The 18,719-nt window shown below is 76.5% G+C and carries 13 protein-coding genes; 12 read left to right on the forward strand and 1 reads right to left on the reverse strand.

Going from position 1 to position 18,719, the window contains the following annotated elements; genetic code table 11:
• From ACTWP5_RS26265 to ACTWP5_RS26320, 12 genes are all read left to right on the forward strand, one after another.
• Positions 1-1,270 (forward strand): tetratricopeptide repeat protein (locus ACTWP5_RS26265; RefSeq protein WP_443223606.1); only part of this gene is annotated, 1,270 nt, incomplete at its 5' end.
• Between the two features lie 122 nt (positions 1,271-1,392).
• Positions 1,393-1,695, forward strand: coding sequence for a hypothetical protein (locus tag ACTWP5_RS26270; protein WP_443223607.1), 303 nt, complete (start codon positions 1,393-1,395; stop codon positions 1,693-1,695).
• Between the two features lie 203 nt (positions 1,696-1,898).
• Positions 1,899-2,426 (forward strand): EF-hand domain-containing protein, encoded by a 528-nt coding sequence (locus tag ACTWP5_RS26275; RefSeq protein WP_443223608.1) that lies wholly within the window; start codon positions 1,899-1,901, stop codon positions 2,424-2,426.
• Between the two features lie 228 nt (positions 2,427-2,654).
• Positions 2,655-3,881, forward strand: a complete 1,227-nt coding sequence (locus ACTWP5_RS26280) for a DegT/DnrJ/EryC1/StrS family aminotransferase (protein WP_443223609.1) — start codon at positions 2,655-2,657, stop codon at positions 3,879-3,881.
• An 89-nt stretch (positions 3,882-3,970) separates the two neighbouring features.
• A complete protein-coding gene (locus tag ACTWP5_RS26285) occupies positions 3,971-5,122 on the forward strand; it encodes a DegT/DnrJ/EryC1/StrS family aminotransferase (protein WP_443223653.1) in 1,152 nt (383 codons plus the stop codon).
• On the forward strand, positions 5,119-6,153 hold the full coding sequence (locus tag ACTWP5_RS26290) for a UbiA family prenyltransferase (RefSeq protein WP_443223610.1): 1,035 nt from the start codon (positions 5,119-5,121) through the stop codon (positions 6,151-6,153). Before ACTWP5_RS26285 ends, ACTWP5_RS26290 begins: the two co-directional genes overlap by 4 nt.
• Positions 6,153-7,604 carry a protoporphyrinogen/coproporphyrinogen oxidase gene (locus ACTWP5_RS26295; RefSeq protein WP_443223611.1) on the forward strand — a complete coding sequence of 484 codons (1,452 nt, stop codon included), beginning with the start codon at positions 6,153-6,155 and terminating at the stop codon, positions 7,602-7,604. Before ACTWP5_RS26290 ends, ACTWP5_RS26295 begins: the two co-directional genes overlap by 1 nt.
• The gene (locus tag ACTWP5_RS26300; RefSeq protein ID WP_443223612.1) at positions 7,601-9,232 is read left to right on the forward strand and encodes an AMP-binding protein; all 1,632 of its coding nucleotides are present in this window, start codon (positions 7,601-7,603) and stop codon (positions 9,230-9,232) included. The genes ACTWP5_RS26295 and ACTWP5_RS26300 overlap by 4 nt, the downstream gene beginning before the upstream one ends.
• Positions 9,223-10,077: a class I SAM-dependent methyltransferase gene (locus ACTWP5_RS26305; protein ID WP_443223613.1), complete on the forward strand. Its 855-nt coding sequence runs from the start codon at positions 9,223-9,225 to the stop codon at positions 10,075-10,077. Before ACTWP5_RS26300 ends, ACTWP5_RS26305 begins: the two co-directional genes overlap by 10 nt.
• On the forward strand, positions 10,074-11,843 hold the full coding sequence (locus ACTWP5_RS26310) for a CoA transferase (protein ID WP_443223614.1): 1,770 nt from the start codon (positions 10,074-10,076) through the stop codon (positions 11,841-11,843). Before ACTWP5_RS26305 ends, ACTWP5_RS26310 begins: the two co-directional genes overlap by 4 nt.
• Positions 11,844-12,226: 383 nt before the next feature.
• Entirely contained in the window at positions 12,227-14,008 is a 1,782-nt protein-coding gene (locus ACTWP5_RS26315; RefSeq protein WP_443223615.1) for a class I adenylate-forming enzyme family protein, read from the forward strand.
• Positions 14,005-14,487: a carboxymuconolactone decarboxylase family protein gene (locus ACTWP5_RS26320; protein WP_443223616.1), complete on the forward strand. Its 483-nt coding sequence runs from the start codon at positions 14,005-14,007 to the stop codon at positions 14,485-14,487. The genes ACTWP5_RS26315 and ACTWP5_RS26320 overlap by 4 nt, the downstream gene beginning before the upstream one ends.
• Before the next feature lie 161 nt (positions 14,488-14,648).
• Here ACTWP5_RS26320 and ACTWP5_RS26325 read toward each other — a convergent pair whose 3' ends face one another.
• Positions 14,649-18,653, reverse strand: coding sequence for an nSTAND1 domain-containing NTPase (locus ACTWP5_RS26325; RefSeq protein ID WP_443223617.1), 4,005 nt, complete (start codon positions 18,651-18,653; stop codon positions 14,649-14,651).
• Between the last annotated feature and the right edge of the window lie 66 nt (positions 18,654-18,719).

Here is an 18,719-nt window from a genome sequence, read left to right on the forward strand (position 1 = left end):
GCTGCGGGCGTACGCGGCCGAGCTCGCCGCCGAGACCGACGGCCCCACCGAGCGGGCCGAGGCCCTGGCCCGCCTGCTGGACTACTACCTGGCCACCGCCTCCAGCGCCCTGGACGCCATCGCGCCCGACCGGGACAACGAGCGACCGAAGCCGCCGGTCTGGTCGGGAGAGGTCCCGCCGTTGACCGACGCCGGCCAGGCCCTGCGCTGGCTGGACGCCGAACGCGACACCCTCCTGGAACTCGCCCACCACGGCGACCAGGAGTTCGTCGTTGACCTGTCCACGATCCTCTGGCGCTACCTCTTCACCGGCGGCCACATCGCCGAGGCGATCGGCCTCATCACCGAGGAGCTACGCGCCGCCCTGGCCCTCGGCGACCCACGCGCGGAGTCCCGGGCGCGCACCCACCTGAGCACGTGCCTGAGCCGGGCCGGAAAGGATCCGGAGCTGGCGTTCGAGCACGTCCAACGGGCCCTGTTCGCCGCCCAGCAGGCCGGCGACGCGGAGCTGGAGGCCCCCGCCGTCAACTCCCTCGGTCTCGCGTACGCGAGGAGGGGGGAGTTCACGGAGGCCGCCCGCCACTTCGAGCGGTCCCTGGAGCTGGCCAACTCCACCGGGTCGTGGGCGGCCCGCCGCGCGGCCCTGGTCAACCTCCACAACTGCATGATGGCGATCGGCCGCTTCGAGGAGGCCCTGCGGTACGCGGAGGACGCCAGAGCGGTCTGCGAGGAGGTCGACGACGAGACGAACCTCTCCAACGCGCACATGGGCATCGCCGAGGCGTGGCGGGCGCTGGGCCGCGACGACCGGGCCAGGGAACACGCCGAGCGCAGCCTGGACCTGGCCCGCAGGACGGGATACCGCGCTGTCGAGTCCGACGCCCTGTGCCTGCTCGGCAGCATCGCCCGCGACGCGGGGGACCACGAGCAGGCCACGCGCCACCAGGCAGAGGCACTGGGCCTCGCCCGTATCCTCGGCGCCACCGACAACCTGGTCACCCGCCTCAACGAGTTGGCCAGCACCCACACCGCCGCGGGCCGCCCGGACGAGGCGCTGCTCCTGCACCGCGAGGCCTTGGCCGTGGCCACCGAGGGAGGCCACCGCAAGGAGCAGGCAGACACCCACGCCCACCTCGCCGTCGTCCACGCCGACCTCGGCGAACACGAGGCGGTCCACGAGCACCGGGGCCTCGCCCTCGCCCTCTACGAGGAACTCGGCCTGCCACGCGCCGAGGAGATGCGGGCACTGCTGTCCGCAAACCCCGCGTGAACGAGGCCATCGCATGATCACTCGATAGGGTGGCGTTAAGTCATCAGAAACATCATCGGGTGGACTGCTGGTTAGCCTACGGGCGGTGTTGATCTCTGTAGGGATCTTTCGGGAAGGACATCATGCGCCGCCTCTCTCTGCTCGTCGCCCTCGGAGCAGCCGTTCTCGGCACGGGAATGACCGCCGCTCCAGCGCACGCCTCGACCGGTGAGGTCGTCATCTTCACCACGGAGTTCGCTCCGCTGACCGTCCACGAGAATCCCAGGGGCTGTCATTCCTTCCCCGCCCTGGCGCACGTGCTGAACAACCAGACCGACTCCACCGTCACCATCCACGGGGACCCCTTCTGCATGACCCCGGGGATCAGGGTGGCTCCCGGATACGGCACGCACGTTCCCGAGGGTGTCGGAAGCTTCTCGGTCTGACCGGTTCCCAGAAGAGGAACGCTCACGGAATTCCGGCCCGTCATTGCCGGATATCTCACCAGTCTTGTGACGGGCGTCGAACGACGCCCGCACGAGTCGGCACCGAAAGAAAATCGCGGTCGGTGCCGGTGCTGTTCACGGACTCCTGGCGAAATTCTCCCGGAGTCGAACGATGACCAAAAGAAAGGGAAGGGAACGGGATCGTGACTACCGCCCTCGCGAACGACCGGCTGAAGAAGCGCTTCGACAAGTGGGACGCTGACGGCAACGGTCAGCTGGAGCGCAGCGACCTCAGGGAGGAGGCCGCCAGGATCGCCTTCAGCTTCGGCAAGCCGGCCAGCGCCCCCGAGGCGCGGGCCCTCAGGGACGCCTTCGACGGCCTCTTCGACCACCTCGCCGGTGAGGCGGGCGTCGGCGCGGACGGCCCCATCGGCGAGTCCGCGTTCCTGCGCGTCGCGGGTGACCTCATCTCCGCCGAGTCCACCTTCGACCGGGTCCTCGGCCCCGTGGTCAAGGGCATCGTCGGGCTGTGCGACAGGAACGGCGACGGGCTGATCAACGCCGCGGAGTTCGAGGCGTGGCTGGCGGGCGTCGGTGTCGACCGTGAGGAGGCCAGGTCGGCCTTCGCGCAGGTCGACACCAACGGCGACGGCGAGCTGTCGCTGGACGAACTGCTGGTGGCCGTCCGCGACTTCCACTTCGGCCGCCTCGAGGTCGAACTGCTGGGATAGCGGCGCGGCGCCCGCCGCGTCGCGCGGCGGCCCGAGCAGCGGCTGGTGTCCCGCACGGCGTGGCACGGGCACCAGCCGCCTTCGCACGGCGCGTTGGCGCGGCGCCTTCGCACGGCGCGTTGGCGCGGCGCCTTCGCACGGCGCGTTGGCGCGGCGCGTTCGCCGGCCCGTCGGGGACGCGGCCGGACCGAGCACCAGCAGTGAGCTTTCTTCTTGGTGAGGTGAGCGATGATCCCGTTCTTCTCGCAGGCGGCGACGTTCGAGGAGCTGTGGCCGCTGATCGAGCGGCACGTGGGAGAGGTCTTCGACAGCGGGAAGTTCTCCCACGGCCAGCAGGTCGAGCGACTGGAGCGCGCCGTGGCTGCGTACACCGGCGCGCGGCACGTCGTCGGCGTCAACAGCGGCACAGACGCGCTCGTTCTGCTGCTGCGGGCGTGCGGCCTGCGCCCCGGGGACGGCGTTCTGGTGCCCGCGTACTCCTTCGTGTCCACCGCCACCTCGGTGGTGCTGGCCGGCGGGCGGCCCCAGTTCGTGGACATCGACCCCGCCACGTACGCCATGGACCCCGACGCGCTGGAGCGTGCCGTCACGGAGACCAGCCGTTTCGTCATGCCGGCCCACCTGTTCTGCCAGATGGCCGACATGGCGGCGCTGTCCGAGGTGGCGGCCCGCCGCGGCCTGGTCCTGCTGGAGGACAGCGCGGAGGGCATCGGCATGCGTCAACGCGGCGTCCACGCCGGCCTGCACGGCGTCGGCGGCGTGCTGTCGTTCTTCCCCAGCAAGACCCTCGGCGCCCTCGGCGACGCCGGGGCCGTACTCACGGACGACGCGGCGCTCGCGGAGCGCGTCGCCGGCCTCCGCCACCACGGGCGACCGGGTCCCACCCTCAACGACTTCCCGAGGATCGCCACCGAGACGGCCGTCCCCGGGGTCAACAGCAAGATGGACGACATCCAGGCCGCCGTGCTGCTGGCCAAACTCACCCACCTCGACCGCGACATCGCGCGGCGCGACGAGCTGGCCAGGGCGTACCGCGAGCGGCTCGACGGCCTCCCGGGCGTCGTCCGCCTCCCCGAGGTGGGCGACGGGGCGCCCGGCGACGCGCGCGTCTTCTACGTCTGCCTCGTCGAGGTCGAGCGGCGCGACGCGCTCGTCGAGCACCTGGCGCGCGAGGGCATCGGCACCGAGGTGTACTACCCCACGCCGCTGCACCTCCAGCCCTGCTTCGCCTACCTCGGGCACCGCGCCGGGGACTTCCCGCACGCCGAGGCCGCGAGTGGGCGCGCGGTGGCGCTGCCGCTCTATCCCGACCTCACGCTCGACCAGGTCGACCGGGTCTGCGAGGCGGTGCGCGCCTTCCTCACCGGCACCGCCGCCCCCACCCCCGCCGCCGCTCCCGCCGCTCCCGCCGCCGGGACGATCACCGCCACCGCGACCGTGGGGAGGACACTGTGACGGCGACGGACGCGGCCACGGACGCGCCGGCGGCGCGGGCGGCCATCCCGTTCTTCCCGCCCGACCTCTTCGAGGGCGACCGCGCGGTCATGCTCGACCTGATCCGCCGGATCGGGCTCGCGTCGGAGCAGCGCTTCATCCTCGGCGAGCACACCCTCCGCTTCGAGGCGGTGCTGCGGGAGTCCCTCGACCCCCTCGGTCCCACCGGCCCCGGGGGCGCGCCGGGCGCGCCGGGCGCGGTGGACGTGATCGCCTGCGGCAGCGGCACCGCCGCGCTGACGCTGACGCTGACCGCCATGGGCGTCGGCCCGGGTGACGAGGTGGTGGTGCCGGCCTTCGGCTGCGCCCCGTTGGCCGCCAGCGTCGTCGGGGTCGGGGCCACGCCGGTCTTCGCGGACATCGACCCGTACACCATGGTCGCCGACCCCCACGAGGTGGAGCGGCGCATCACGCACCGCACCGCGGTGGTCATGCCGGCGCACGTCTTCTCCGTCATGGCGGACATGCCGCGCTTCGTCGAGATCGCGCGGCGGCGGGGCGTCCGGCTGCTGGAGGACTCGGCCGTCGCCCAGGGCGGCGTGCTCGCCGGCACGCCCGCCGGCCTGTGGGGGGAGGCGGGGGTCTTCTCGTTCGTCCAGGTGAAGACGCTGGGCATGCCGGGCGAGGGCGGGGCCGTGGTGACCAGGGACGCCGACCTCGGCCGGCGGGTGCGGATGCTGCGCAACCACGGCCAGGACGGCACGCGGCGCTTCGTCCACCACGTCATCGGCCACAACAGCAGGTTCGACGAGATCCAGGCGGCCTTCCAGGTGCACCGCATGGCCGGCCTCGCGGAGCGGCTCCAGCGGCGGGCCGCGATCGCGGAGTACTACACGCAGCGGTTCGCCCCGCTCGTCGAACGGGGAGTGGTGCCGCCGCCGCCGGGCCGTGACGGCCGCTGCTTCTACGTCTACACGCTGCTGGCCGCCGCCCGCGACAAGCTCCGCGCGCACCTGCTGGCCCGCGGTGTCCACACCCACGTCTACTATCCGCGCCCGCTGCCCCGGCAGGCCGCGTTCGCGCGCTTCACCAGGCCGGGCGACCACTGGCCGAACGCCGAGCGCGCCAGCGCCCGCATCCTGTCGCTGCCCGCCTACCCCCACCTGAGCGACGCGCAGGTCGAGCACATCGCGGACGCCGTCTGCGCCTTCCAGGGCTTCGACGCGGCGGACGGACGCGCACCCGAGGAGACAAGCCCATGACCCCCAGCACCACGGACACCGCCCAGGCCACCGCGGCCACCACCACCGCCGCCGCGACGGGCGTCGGGGACGGTGCCGCGCCCGCGACCCCGCCCGCGACCGAGAGCAGGCTGCGCGCCTACGCCCGGCTCGGCAAGCTCGACGTCTACGACTACTACCTGAGCATCGCCGTGGTGGTCGCCGCCGTCGTGGCCCTGCCCGCCTCCCAGGTCGCCGCGGGAGACGCCCCGTGGGTGCTGGCGCTCTTCCTGCTCGGGGAGGTCGGCGTCGTCATGGCCATGGTCGCGCTCGACGACCTCACCGGCTTCCGCGACGGCAGCGACCTCGCGAACTACGGCCCGGACAACCCCCTGCGCAACAAGCTCCGCAAGCCGCTGGTGGCCGGCACCCTGACCCCCCGCCAGGCCGGCGGCTTCGCCTGGCTGACCGCCTTGGCCGGAGCCGCCGCGTGGGCCGCCGCCACCGCGCTCTCCCCGCACCGCCCGACGTGGGCGGTGGCGCTCGTCGTCGCGCTGTTCGTGGTCTCGCTCCAGTACTCCTACGGCCTGAAGATCAGCTACCACGGCTTCCAGGAGCTGTTCCTCGTCGGGCTCGGCGTGGGGCTCGTGCTCGCGCCGTACGGGCTGGCGACGGGCGAGTTCAGCGGGTTCCTGCTCGTCCAGGGCGTCCTGTTCGGCTTCGGCCCCCTGATGTTCGGGGTCTACTCCAACACCAACGACGTCGCCGGGGACCGCGCCGCCGGGCGCCTGACCGTCGCCTGCCTCGTCTCACACCGCGGCAACGCGCTCTTCGTCGGAGCCCTGTCGGCCGCCGAGTTCCTGCTCGGCGCCGTCGCCTCCGCCACCGGCGTCGCGCCCTGGTGGTTCGTGCTGCTGATGCTGCCGGTCACCGCGCTGCGCCTGCGTCAGTACCTGATCGGCTTCCGCACGGGGGAGATCATGCGGGCTCGCCGGCTCGGCTTCGCGGTGCACCGCGTCAGCGTGGCCCTGCTGCTCGTGGCGAACGTCGTCGCCTGGGCGGAGGGCGCCTGATGGCCCCCGACCTCGACGTGGCCGTGGTCGGCGCGGGCGTCGCCGGCCTCACGGCCGCCCACGAGCTGCGGCGCGCCGGCCTCGACGTCCGCGTCTTCGAGGAACGCCCGCACGTCGGCGGCAGGACGCACAGCCACCGACACCGGGGTTACACCATCGACGAGGGCGCCGAGCAGCTCTCGCCCCACGGGTACCGCGCCACGTGGCAGCTGCTGACGCGGCTCGGCGTGCCGGCGAGCGAGATCCGGCGCATCGGGCGGCCCGTCGCCGTGTGGCGCGACGGGCGCGCGCACCCCGGCGTGGCGGACCGCTCCGCGCCGCTGACGGGGGCGGGGCTGTCCCCGAGGGCCCGCCTGGACCTGGCGCGCTTCCTCACCTGGGCCGGGCGGCGCCGCGCCGGGTTCGACTGCGACAGGCCCGAGGACACCCCGCTGGGTCACGCCACCGTCGCGGAGCTGGCCGGCCGGTACCACGGGGACCTGCACGACTACCTCCTCCAGCCGGTCGCGGGCTGCTTCTTCGGCTGGGACACGGCACGCTCGGCCGCGGCGCCGATGGTGAGCCTGCTGCTGGAGGTGGGGCCCGCCGCCGGCTGGCTGACGTACGCGGGCGGCATGGACCTCCTCGCCCGGCGGCTCGCCGAGGGCCTCGACGTCGTCACGGGCCGCCCGGTCCAGGAGGTCGTCACCGACGACGACGGCGACGGCGGCGCGCGGCTGCTCCTCGGCGCGGGCCGCGAGCCCGACGGCTCGGGCGGCGGGGAGCGCGGCGGCACGGAGACGGTGACGGCCCGCGCGGTCGTGCTGTGCGTGCCCGCGCCCGTCGCCGCCCGCCTCCACGTCAACGCGCCCGACGCGGAGCGCGACCACCTCGCGGCGTGCACCTACCGGCCCGTGCTGAAGCTGAGCTGCCTGCTGGACCGGCCGCTCGCGCCCGCCCACCGCGCCGGCGGCCGCACCCCGTACATCGTCCTCACGCCGGCCGTGGAGGAGAGCGAGCTGTCGGGGATCATCGTCGACCACGCCAAGCACCCCGACCGGGCGCCCGCAGGCAAGGGGCTGCTGACGCTGATGGCCGCGCCGGGCGTCGTCCCCGAGCTGCTCGGGGCGCCGCGCGAGCAGGTCGTCGACCGGCTGGTGTGCGCGGCGGGCCGCTTCGTCCCCGGGCTGGAGGCCGCCGCCACCGAGCACCTGGTGCACGCCTTCACCCACGGCCTGCCCGAGGCCACCCCCGAGGCGCTGCGCGGCCGCGCCCGGTTCATGGCGCGGCCCGTGCGGCCCGTCGAGTACGCGGGCGACTGGCTGATGCTGCGCCCCTCCAGCGAGGGCGCCGTGCGCTCGGGCGCGCTCGCCGCCTCCCGGGTCCTCAGCCGCCTGCGCCCCCTCCGTGGCGCCGGGGCCCCTCCGGCCGTCACGGGCCGACCGACCACCGCAGGGGAGAAGCACGAGTGAAACCACACGACATGGGCGTCCTCTTCGACGAGTGCGCCGAGCGCGGCTCCGCCACGCTGGTCCACCTCGACCGTCCGTTCGACATCGACGGCGGCGGTCCGGGGCCGCGTGACCCCGGCCTCACGGTCCACACCGTCGCCGAGTTGGCCGCCCTCGTCCGGGACGCCGCCGGCTGGCTGGCCGCCGCCGGGGCCGGACGCGGCCACCACGTCGCGATCGTCAAGGACAACCACTGGGACTACGACCTGCTGGCCTGCGCGGCCGTGCGCGTCGGGGCCGTGCCCGCGCAGCTCTCCGCCCACCTGCCGGGCGGCACCCTGGCGACGCTGCTCACCCGCCTCGAACCCGCGGTGCTCGTCACCACCGCCCGCCTGCTGGCGCGCGCCCGGCGGGAGGGCGTCGACCTCGCCGCGCTGGCCTCCGCCACCGTGGTGCTGGACGCCGGGCGGCCCGGGACCGAGGTGCCGCCCGGCGTGCTCGGCCTCGACGACGTGCGGGGGCACCCCGCGCCCGCCCCCGCGCGCCGGCACGACGACGAGCCGCTGGTCGTCAACCACACCTCGGGCACCACCGGTGTCCCCAAGCTGGTGGTGCACTCCACCCGCACGATCGTCCACAAGCTGGCCCGGTTCGAGACCGTGCGCGTCCCGCGGGTCGGCCTGCGGCGCGACGACACCCTCGTCAACGCGAGCGCGTTCGCGCACGGCAGGACGTTCTGCTGGACCGCGAGCGTCCTGTGCCTGGCGCCCCGCCACCTCGTGATCCTCAGCCGGCAGGACCCCGACGCCGCCGACCCGGTGCTGCGGGCCCACCCGCCCACCGTCATGGAGGCGCTGCCCGCGACGTTCGTCCGCTTCCGGCCCCTGACCGAACGGCTGGACAGCCCCTTCCGCCGGATCCGCACCATCATCAGCACCTACGACGCGGTGCACCCCCCGACGATCCGGGCGTACCTGGCGGCGAGCGCCCACCCGAGGCCGGTGTGGATGGAGGGCTGGGGGCAGACCGAGACGGGGCCGCTGACGTTCCGCTTCCACACCCGCCGCTCGGTCGCCGAGCGGCGGCCCGCGCCCGCCCGCCGCAACCTCGGCCGCCCCGTTCCCGTCAAGACGCGGCTGCGCGTGGTGGACCCCGAGACGTTCAGGCCGCAGCCGCGCGGCCGGGCGGGCCTGGTGCTGACGCGGACCGCGGCCTGCGCCCAGGGGTACGTCGGCGAGCGCGAGCGGTGGGCCGCCAAGTGGGCCGACGGCTGGTGGAACACCGGCGACATCGGCGTCCGCAACCGCGACGGCAGCGTGCGGCTGCTGGACCGCGAGGTCGACCACCCGTGGGAGCTGAGCTGCCTGGAGACGGAGGACCTGCTGGAGGAGCGGCTGCCGCGCGCCTTGGAGTGCGTCGTCCTCGCCAGCAGGGACGAGGCGCCGCTGCCGGTCGTCGTCACGGCCGACGGCGAGCTGGACGAGGAGAGCTGGCGGCGGGCGGTCGTCGGCCTGCCGCGGCTGCGCGAGCCGGTGGTGCTCGCCTGGGAGCAGGTGCCGCGCACCGGCACGGGGAAGGTGCGGCGCGGCGAGCTGACGCGGATGCTGACGGGCAGCGTGCGGAACTGTGGGTCGGGGCGATGGACGTAGAGCGGACCCGCGTGGCGCCCGGGGCGGCGCGCACCCGGTACGTCTTCGACGACGACCGCGCGCGGGGCGAGGAGCAGCACCGCTGCCTGGCCGCCGCCTACGACCCGATCACCCTCGAACGGCTGGCCGCGACCGGCGTCGGCGCCGGATGGCGGTGCCTGGACGTCGGGGCTGGCGGCGGCAGCGTCGCGCGGTGGCTCGCCGAGCGCGTCGGACCGGGCGGCGAGGTCGTCGCCACCGAGCTGACGTCGCGACACCTGCCTGAGCTGGCCGAGCTGGCCGCGTGCCCGACGATGACCGTCCTCGTCCACGACGTCGCGGCCGACCCGCTGCCCGAGGCGGCGTTCGACCTCGTCGTCGCCCGGCTCGTCGTCCGGCACGTGACGGACCGCGTCGCGGCGGTGAAGAAGCTGGCCCGCGCCCTGAAGCCGGGCGGCTGGCTCCAGCTCGACGAGCTCGACGCCGGCTACGAGCCCGCCCTCCTCACCCCCGACACGCGCTCCGCCGAGCTGTACCGGACGTTCCTGCGCGCGAAGGCCACCGCCATGCGGGCCGGCGGGGGAGACCCGCACTGGGGCCGGCACGTCCCGGCCGCGATGCGCGCCGCCGGGCTCGTCGGGGTCGACCCCCGCCCGTACGTGGGGTTGCGCCGGGCCGGCTCGCCGGAGCTCGCGCTCCAGCTGAACCACACCCACACCCTGCAAGACCGCCTGCTTGCCGCGGGCATGACGGAGAGCCAGCTCCGGCAGGTGCGGGAGCTGCTGCTTAACCCGTCGTTCTGCGCCACCTCCAGCGTCCTGTACTCGGTGCAGGGCCGCAGGCCACGCGAGGGGGAGGCGCCGTGACGGGGCGGATGCCGCCGCCCGTCGCGCGCGTCGCCGCCCCGCTGCTGGCGCTGGCGGACCGGGCGGCGCCCGGCGGGGTCCACGCCGACGCGGACCGCGGTCTTCTGTGCGAGGTCGACTGGGCCGGCCCGGTGGGGCTGCCGCTGTCGGAGGAACGGGAGGTCCAGGCGGCCTGCGGCGTCATGCACGTCCACGGCCGGGTCGCGGGCCGGCCCACCCCGCTCGCCGTCGACTACGCGGCGACGGCGGCCGGGGTCCTGGCGGCGCAGGGCCTGCTCGCGGTACGGCTCGCCCGCGCCCGCGGGCTGCCGCTGACGGGCGTGCGCACCTCGGTCAGCCAGGCCGCGCTGCTCGCCGTCTCCCAGTACCTCGCGGCGGCGACCGTCGCCGTCGCCGACGCCGACGGTGGGGAGTGGGAGCCGGACGAGGCGGGGGAGACGGACGGGCTGGCGGGGGCCGCGACGCTGACGTCCCGCGACGGGGTGCGGTTCGAGTGCGAGACGCTCGACCCCACGCGGTGGCGGGAGTTCTGGACGGAGCTCGGCGCGACGCCCGGCGAGGCCGGGCGCGGCTGGCGCCCGTTCCAGGCGCGGTACGCGACCGCGCGCTGCGCGCTGCCCGGCGCCCTGCGCGCCACGGCGGCGCGCGCCTCGTTCGCCCGCGTCCTGGCGGCCGGCCGCGCGGCGGGCGTCGACGTGCTGGCGGTGCGGGAGGACCCGACGCCGCCGCTCGCCGCCCCGGCGTGGCGGCACACCCCCTTCCCGCACCGCCCGCGCGTGCAGGCCCCCGGCGTCGCGGGCCCCGTGACGGCGGGTCCGCTCAGCGGCCTGCACGTCGTGGAGTCGACGCGGCGGGTCCAGGGGCCGCTCGCCGGCCACCTCCTGCGGCTGCTGGGCGCGCACGTCACGCGCGTCGAGCCGCCCGGCGGGGACCCGCTGCGCGGCGTCCCGCCGATGGCCGGCGACTGCTCCGCCCGCTTCAGCGCCCTCAACGCGGGCAAGGACGTCGTCGAGCTCGACCTCGCCGCCCCGGCCGGCCGCCGCGCCGCCCTCGACCTGGCGGCCGACGCCGACGTCTTCCTGCACAACTGGGCGCCCGACCGGGCCCGGCGGTGGCGGCTGGACGCCGACGACCTGGGCGCGGCCCACCCCGCGCTCGTCTACGCCTGGTGCTCGGGCTGGGGTGAGGACTTCGGGCCGAGGCCGCCGCTGGGCACCGACTTCCTCGTGCAGACCGGCGGCGGCCTGGCCGCCGCGGTCCGGCCCGCCGAGGAGCCCGCCGCCCCGTCGCTGATGACCCTCACCGACGTCCTCGGCGGCATGGTCTGCGCGACCGGCGTCGTCGCCGCCCTCCTCGCCCGCGCCCGCACGGGACACGGCGGGCGGGTCGACTCCTCGCTGTACTCCGCCGCCTCCCTGATCCCCCGCCCGCCCGGGCGGCCCCGGTGGACGCCGCTGGACCGCCCCGTCGCGACCGGTGACGGCCACCTCTGGCTCGGCGAGGAGGCCCGCGCCCACCCCGACCGGCTGGCGAAGGTCCTCGACCTGCCCGCCGACGCCGATCTCGCCGCGCTCGCCGCCGGGTTCCGCGGACGGTCCACGGCGGAGTGGTGCGGCCGGCTGGCCGAGGCGGGACTGCCCGGCACCCCCGTCCTCACCGAGCTGCGCCGGCTGGCCCACGACCGGTGTTTCGCCCGGGCCGTCACCGTCGCGGCGCACGCCGCGCCCCGTTCCCCCTGGGAGTTCTCGTCACCTTCCCGGCCCTGAGAAACCGAGGGTGGTGACCGGCACGCACCGGCACCCACCGGCACGAAAGGACCTCGATTGCACGCCCTGTCCCCCGCACGTCCCGTCCCCCGCCGGCCGCCGGGCCCGGCCCGCGTCCGGGGCCGCACGGCGCGGCCCCGGGGCGCCTGACCGCGCCCGGCCGCCGCACGCCCGCGCGGGGGTGAGGGAGTCGCCGCGTCCCGCTTCCGGCCGCGACCCGTCCGCGGCCGAGCCACGTCCGTGGCGAGCCGGTCCCGGCGAACGACCGTGTCCCCGCCGGCGCGTGGTGCCCGCCTCCCCGCCCGCAGCCTCCCACGGCGAGCGCCCGACGCCGCGACGCCGCGACGTTCCGCAGCGCCTCGACGTTCCTCGAAAGGACCAAGGTGAACGACCCCGACAGGCCCGGCGTCCCGACCGCCACCGACCGCGTCTGGACCTCCCGCGACGGCGTCGTCATCCGCGACCCGGTGCCCGCCCGCCTGCGGCGGGCCTGGGTCGAGCGGGGCCTGTGCCCCGGCCGCGACCTCTACACGCTCTTCCGCGAACACGTCACGCGCCACCCCCGCCGCGAGGCCGTCGTCGACCCGGAGGGGGCGCTCGACTACGCGACCCTCGACGCGGAGGTGCGGCGCGTCGCCGCGCGGCTGGCCGCCTCCGGCCTGACGGAGCGGGACATCGTCGCGGTGCGGGTGCCCGGCGGCCGGCGCGCCGTCACGGCCGAGCTCGCGGTCGCCGCGATCGGCGCCGTCACCCTGCCGTACCCGGGCCGCGGCAGCCGGGACACCCTGAGCCTGCTGGGCCGCGCCCGCGCCCGCGGCGCCATCTTCGCCGACCCCGCCGACGTCGCCCTGGCCGAGCGGCTGCCCGCGCTGCGGTCGGTGTGGACCTTCGGCGCGAGCCCGCCCGGCGCCCGGTCCCTCGACGGGCCGCCGCCCTCGGGCACGGCGGGCTGGCGGCCCCGCCCGGTCGACCCGGAGGCGCCGGCCAGGATCCTGGTCTCCTCGGGCTCCGAGGCCGAGCCGAAGATGGTCGCGTACTCGCACAACGCCATGGCCGGCGGCCGTGCCCGCTACGTCAGGGCCCTCCACAACGGCGCCGGGCCGATGCGCAACCTCGTGCTCGTGCCGCTCGCCTCCTCCTACGGCTCCTGCGGCAGCCACGTCACGATCGCCGCCCTCGGCGGCACCCTGCTGCTGACGGACTCCGCCGACCCCGCCGCCGCCCTGCGCGTGATCAGCGAGCACCGCCCCACCCACGTCTTCGCCGTGCCAACGCTGCTGCGGCGCATGGCGGACCACCCGCCCGTGCCGGGCGAGGACTTCGGCAGCCTGCGCGCCCTGGTCTCCAGCGGCGCGGCCCTGCCCGAGGCGACGGCCGAGGCGTGCCTGGCCCGCTTCCGCCGGCCCGTCGTCACCGTCTACGGCTCCTCCGACGGCGTCAACTGCCACACCGCCGCCACGGGACTGTCGCCGGAGCACGGCACCGGCCTGCCCGACCCGACCGTTACGCGGATCCGCGTCGTCGGCCGCGACGGCGCGCCGCTGCCGCCCGGCCGCGCCGGCGAGATCGAGGCGCGCGGCCCCATGTCGCCGCTGGGCTACGTCGCGGCACCCGACCTCGACGCCCGGTACCGGACGGCGACGGGCTGGGTCCGCACCGGCGACCACGGGATGCTCGACCACCACGGCCGGCTGCACGTCCTCGGCCGTCTGCGGCAGTTCGTCAAGCGTGGCGGGCTCACCCTGAGCCCCGCGGAGCTGGAGCGCGAGCTCGGCACGCACCCGGGCATAGCCGAGGTGGCGTGCGTGGGGGTGCCCGACGCGGAGCTCGGGGAGCGGCTGTGCGCCTGTGTCCGGGAGGCGCCGGGGGCGCCGCCCCTGACGCTGCCCGAGCTGACGACGTACCTGCGGCGCGAGCGGGGCGTCGAGCCGCGCAAGCTGCCCGAACTGCTGCTGCGCGTACCGGAGATGCCGCTCGGACCGACGGGGAAGCTCTGCCGCCGCACCCTGTCCGCGCTGGCCCGGTGTCACGCCGCCCGCCCCACTCCCGCCGCCGGCGGCCCGTCCTCCGCTTCCCGTTCGTCCTCCGCTTCCCGTTCGTCCTCCGCTCCCCGTCCCCCGTCCGCGTCCCGCACGACTCCCCGAGAGGCCACAGCAGACCGATGACGAGCCCGAAGCCCGCCGCGCCGCCCTCGCCCCCGCTCCCGTCCCTGCCGCTGGGTCAGCTCACGCCCGAGGCCCTCGACACGCTGCGCACCCTCGCGTCGAGGACCACGGACAAGGCCGTCGCCTCCGGCCTCGACCCCCGCCTGCTGGAACTCGTCAGCCTGCGCGCCTCCCAGCTCAACGGCTGCCGCTACTGCGTCGACCTCCACACCCGCCGCCTGCGGGCCGCGGGGGAGGGCGAGGAACGCCTGGCCGCGCTGCCCGCCTGGCGGCGGGAGGCGGCCCCGTTCGACGAGGCGGAGCGCGCCGCGCTCGCGCTGACCGAGGCGGTGACGCTCGTGCCGGAGGGCGAGACGGCCGACGCCGTGCACGGCGCCGCGCGGGCCGGCTTCGACGAGACGCGGATCGCGCACCTGCTGTGGGTGATCGCGCTGGTCAACGCGTTCAACCGCCTCGCCATCGCCTCCGGCGCGCCCTGACACGCCGCACGCGCCCTCCCGCGGGCCGGGCCCGGATCAGGGATGGAAGCGGAGCATCGCGGCGGTGCCGCGCTCGACGTCCCAGGCCCGCACGTCCACGCCGTTGATCCCGCACCCCGTCGGCGGCGAGTCCGCCGGGAGGGCGCCCGGGAGCAGCCGCGTCAGGGGCAGACGGGCAGGTCCGCCCGGCCGGGCAGGTACCGCTCGCGTTCCCGCGCGGTCAGGTCGCGGCCGACGACGGAGCAGACGTGACCGATCGCCTCCGCGGGGGAGGGCAGGGCGAGGTCCCAGAGCATGACGGCGCCGTCGGCCGATCCGCTGGCGAGCGTCGCGCCGTCGGGGGTGACGACCACCGAGGTGACGGGCGCCGCGTGGCCGACGCGGCTGTCGCGGTGGGTGAGGGTGGCGACGTCCCACAGCTGGACGGAGCCGTCCGTGCCGCCGGTGACGAGCACCTCCCCCGCCGCGCCGAACGCCACCGACGCCGCGGTGTGGTGACGGCTGGCCAGGTCGTGCGCGACGGTGCCGGTGGCGACGTCCCACAGCCGCACCGAGCCGTCGCCGAGCAGGGCGGTGAGCGTCGAGCCGTCCGGGCCGAAGGCGAGGGCGTCGACCCACCCGTCGGCGTCGAGAGTCCGGCCGGGTCCCCGGCCGTCATCCTCCCGCTTCTCCCTGCCCGGCTCCTCCGCCCGGCCCGCCGCGAGGCCCCACAGCCGCACCCGGCCCTCGACGCCGCTGACCGCGAGGGTGGCGCCGTCCGGGCTGACCGCCAGGGCCGTCGTCCAGCCCACCTCGACCGTGCGCACCGCGCCGCCCGTGGCCGTGTCGAAGACCCGGACCGTCCCGTCGCTGTTGTTCGCCGAGACCAGCCGGGTGCCGTCCGGGGTGAACGCCAGGGCGTCGATCCAGCCGCTGTGGTGGCGCAGCCGCTCGCGCAGGCGGCCGGTGTCCAGGTCCCACAGCTCCACCTCGCCCTCCAGGCCGCCGACCGCGAGCGTCGCGCCGTCCGGGGCGAACGCCAGGGAGGTGACCCGGTCCAGGACGAGTTCGCGGCGCGGCTCGCCGGCCGTGGTCCAGACGCGGACCGTGCCGTTCTCGTCGCCCGCGGCGAGGGTGGTGCCGTCGTGGCTGAACGCCAGCACGACGGTGGCGGAGCCCTGTCCTCCGGGCCCTCCGACGGCTCCCGACGCCCCGTCGGTCAGGTCTCCGTTGGTGTCCGCGTCGGTCGGGTCTCCGCCGGTCGCGTCCCCGCTGGTGTCCCCGTCGGCGGTGCCTCCGGTCAGCAGCCGGCGTGGCAGGCCCGCGCCCGTGTCCCACAGCCGCACGACCCCGTCGGCGTCGCCGGTGGCCAGGGTGGTCCCGTCGGAGCCGAAGGCGAGCCCCGTCACGGGCGCGCCGTGGCCGGGCAGCGTGCGCGACAGCTCCGGCGCCTCGCCCGGCGCCTCGCCCGGCCCTTCGCCGGGAAGCGTCCGGCGGGGCGCCTCGCCCGGCGCGACGTCCCACAGCCGCACGACGCCGTCCTCGCCGGCCGTCGCGAGCGTGTCGCCGTCGGAGCTGAAGCCGACCGCCGCCACCCCGCCGCCCGGGGAGACGCGAACGGTGTGGAGCGCCGCCCCGCTGCCGGCGTCGACCAGCCGCGCCGTGCCGTCCGCGACCCCCGTCGCGACGGTGGTGCCGTCCGGGCTGAAGGCGATGCTCGTCACGTCGCCGTCGCCCTCCCCGTCACGGGGCGCGAGGACGTGGCGGGCGTCGTCCGTCGCCGCGTCCCGGTCCCACAGGCGCAGCTCCCCGTCCGTGGCGACGGAGGCGAGCATCCGCCCGCCGGGCCCGAAGACGAGGTCCACCACCGAGGTGGCGTGCCCGGTGAGGTCCCCGCTCGGCTCGCCCGTCGCCGCGTCGACCAGCCGCACCGGGCCGTCGCTCGACCCGAGGGCGAGGGTGCTGCCGTCGGGGCTGAACGCGAGGGACGTCACGAGGCGCGGGGTCGCGAAGAGCGTGCGGGAGCGGCCGGACCGGACGTTCCACGCCTCCACCAGGCCGTCCGAGGCGGTGAGGGTCACGAGCGTGGCGCCGTCGGGGCTGAACTCCAGCTCGTCGACCCAGTCCTCGACGCCCGCGGCCCGCAGCACGGTGTGCCGCCCGGTCGCGGCGTCGACCAGCCACACCGCGCCGTCGCCGAAGCCGACGGCCAGCGTGGCCCCGTCGGGGCTGAAGGCCACCGACTCCACCGCGCTGCCCTTCCCGGCCAGGCGGCGCCGCAGCGGCAGCGCCGCCGCCTGGTGGAGGCCGCTGGCCGCCTCGGCGGTGTGGCTCGTGCGGTACGCGGCGACGGCGAGCAGCGAGGCCAGGTCGGGGTCGCTCGCCAGCCAGGTGGCGGACTGCGCCGCGAGCTGGCGGGAGAGGGCGACCTCCTCGGCGGCGACGGCCCGCTCCCGCGCCGCGTCGGCGGCCTGCTGCTGCCGCACCGCGACCACCGTGGCCGCCGCGGTCAACACCAGCAGCAGCGCGAGGGTCACGGCGAGGCCGCGCAGGCGGCGGGCGGTGCGGGCCGCGGCGCGGCGTTCGCGCTCGCGCGCGTCGAGGCTCGCGGTGAGGAACGCCCGCTCGCGCCGCGTCAGGTCCGCCCGGTCCCCGGCGGGGAACGTCTCCGCGGCCGTCGCCAGGCGGCTGCCGCGGTACAGCGCGCCGGGGTCGCGCTCCAACTCCTCCCACGAGCGGGCGTCCGCCGCCAGCCGCTGGCGCACCCACAGCCGTTCGCGGTCGGCGTCGATCCAGTCGCGCAGCCGGGGCCAGGCCGTGATCAGCGCCTCGTGGGCCAGGTCCACCGTCGTGCCGTCGAGGGTGATCAGGCGGGCGCGGGCCAGCCGTTCCAGGACGGTGTCGACGTCGTCGGCGTCGGCGTCGGCGAACGCCAGCCCGGAGCGCTCGGCCGGCCGCCGCGTGTCGGGCGCGCCGTCGCCGAGCGCGACCAGGCGCAGCAGGACGCGGCGGGCGAGCTCGGCCTGGCGCGGGGTCAGCCGGGTGTGGGTGTCCTCGGCGGTGCGGGCGACCGCGCCGCTGACGCCGCCGACCGCCTCGTAGCCGCGGGCGGTCAGCGTCCGGCCCCGGCGCTGCCGCCAGGTGGCCAGCAGGGCGTGCGACATCAGGGGCAGGGCCGCCGGCCGGCCGGCGACGTCCTCGACGATCCGGGCCGTCAGCTCCCGCTCCACGACGAGGCCGGCCGCGCGGGCCGGCATGACGATGGCCTCGCGCAGCTCGGCCTGGCTCATGGGGCCGACCAGCACGCTGGCCCGGTCCGCCGCCGCGGCCAGGCCCGGGTGGTCCGCGAGCCGGCCGTAGAAGTCGGCCCGGACGGCGATGACGACGCGCAGCCGGCTGGCGGGCTCGTTCGCGGCCAGCAGGAGGTCGACGAAGGCGGCGCGCTCGGCGGGGTCGCGGCAGAGGGTGTACAGCTCCTCGAACTGGTCGACGATGACGGCGGTGTCCCCGCGAGCGGCGTTCCGTTCACGTTCGCCCGCGTCGGCCCCGCCCGCGTCGGCCGTGCCGTCGCCGGCCGTGCCGGTCACGGCGGCGCGGTGGGTGCGCACCGGATGGGCCCCGGGCGTGAGGATCCGCACCACCGCCGCCCCCGGCCCCGGCACCCCGCCCGGCCGCCGCAGCGCCGGGATCAACCCGGCGCGCAGCAGCGAGGACTTGCCGCTGCCCGAGGCGCCGAACACGATGCTGAAACGGTGCTCGCACACCATCGCGACCAGCCGGTCCACCAGCTCCGCCCGCCCGAAGAACCGCCCCGCGTCCCCCGGTTCGAAGCGCGCGAGCCCCTGGTACGGAGCCGTCGCGGCGCCGTCGCCGCTCTCGCCGCCCTCGTCCTGCGCCGGCACCGCGTCGGCCAGCGCCGCGTCCGCCAGCTCCCGCGACACCCCCTGCCAGCGCCGCCGCCACGCCGCCACGTCCCCGCCGCACGCCTCGACGTACGCCAACGTCACCGCCAGCGACGGCAGGTGCTCGCCGCCGGCCGCCCGCGAGAACGTCGAGGCCGTGAACCGCGTGCGCCGCGCCATCTCCCGGTACGTCAGCCCACTGCTCCGCCGCAGCTCGCGCAACTCCCGCGCCAGCGCGGGCACCGGCCCGCCGCCCGGGTCCAACGGACGTTCCTGCCGGCCCACGACCCCTGACCCCCTCCGTGCTGTCCGCCCCGACCCGGCGTTCACGCTAGCCAGGGCGCGTCGAAC

It is taken from the genome of Streptomyces sp. 4N509B, from assembly GCF_052245655.1.
In the GTDB taxonomy this organism is placed as follows: domain Bacteria; phylum Actinomycetota; class Actinomycetes; order Streptomycetales; family Streptomycetaceae; genus Streptomyces.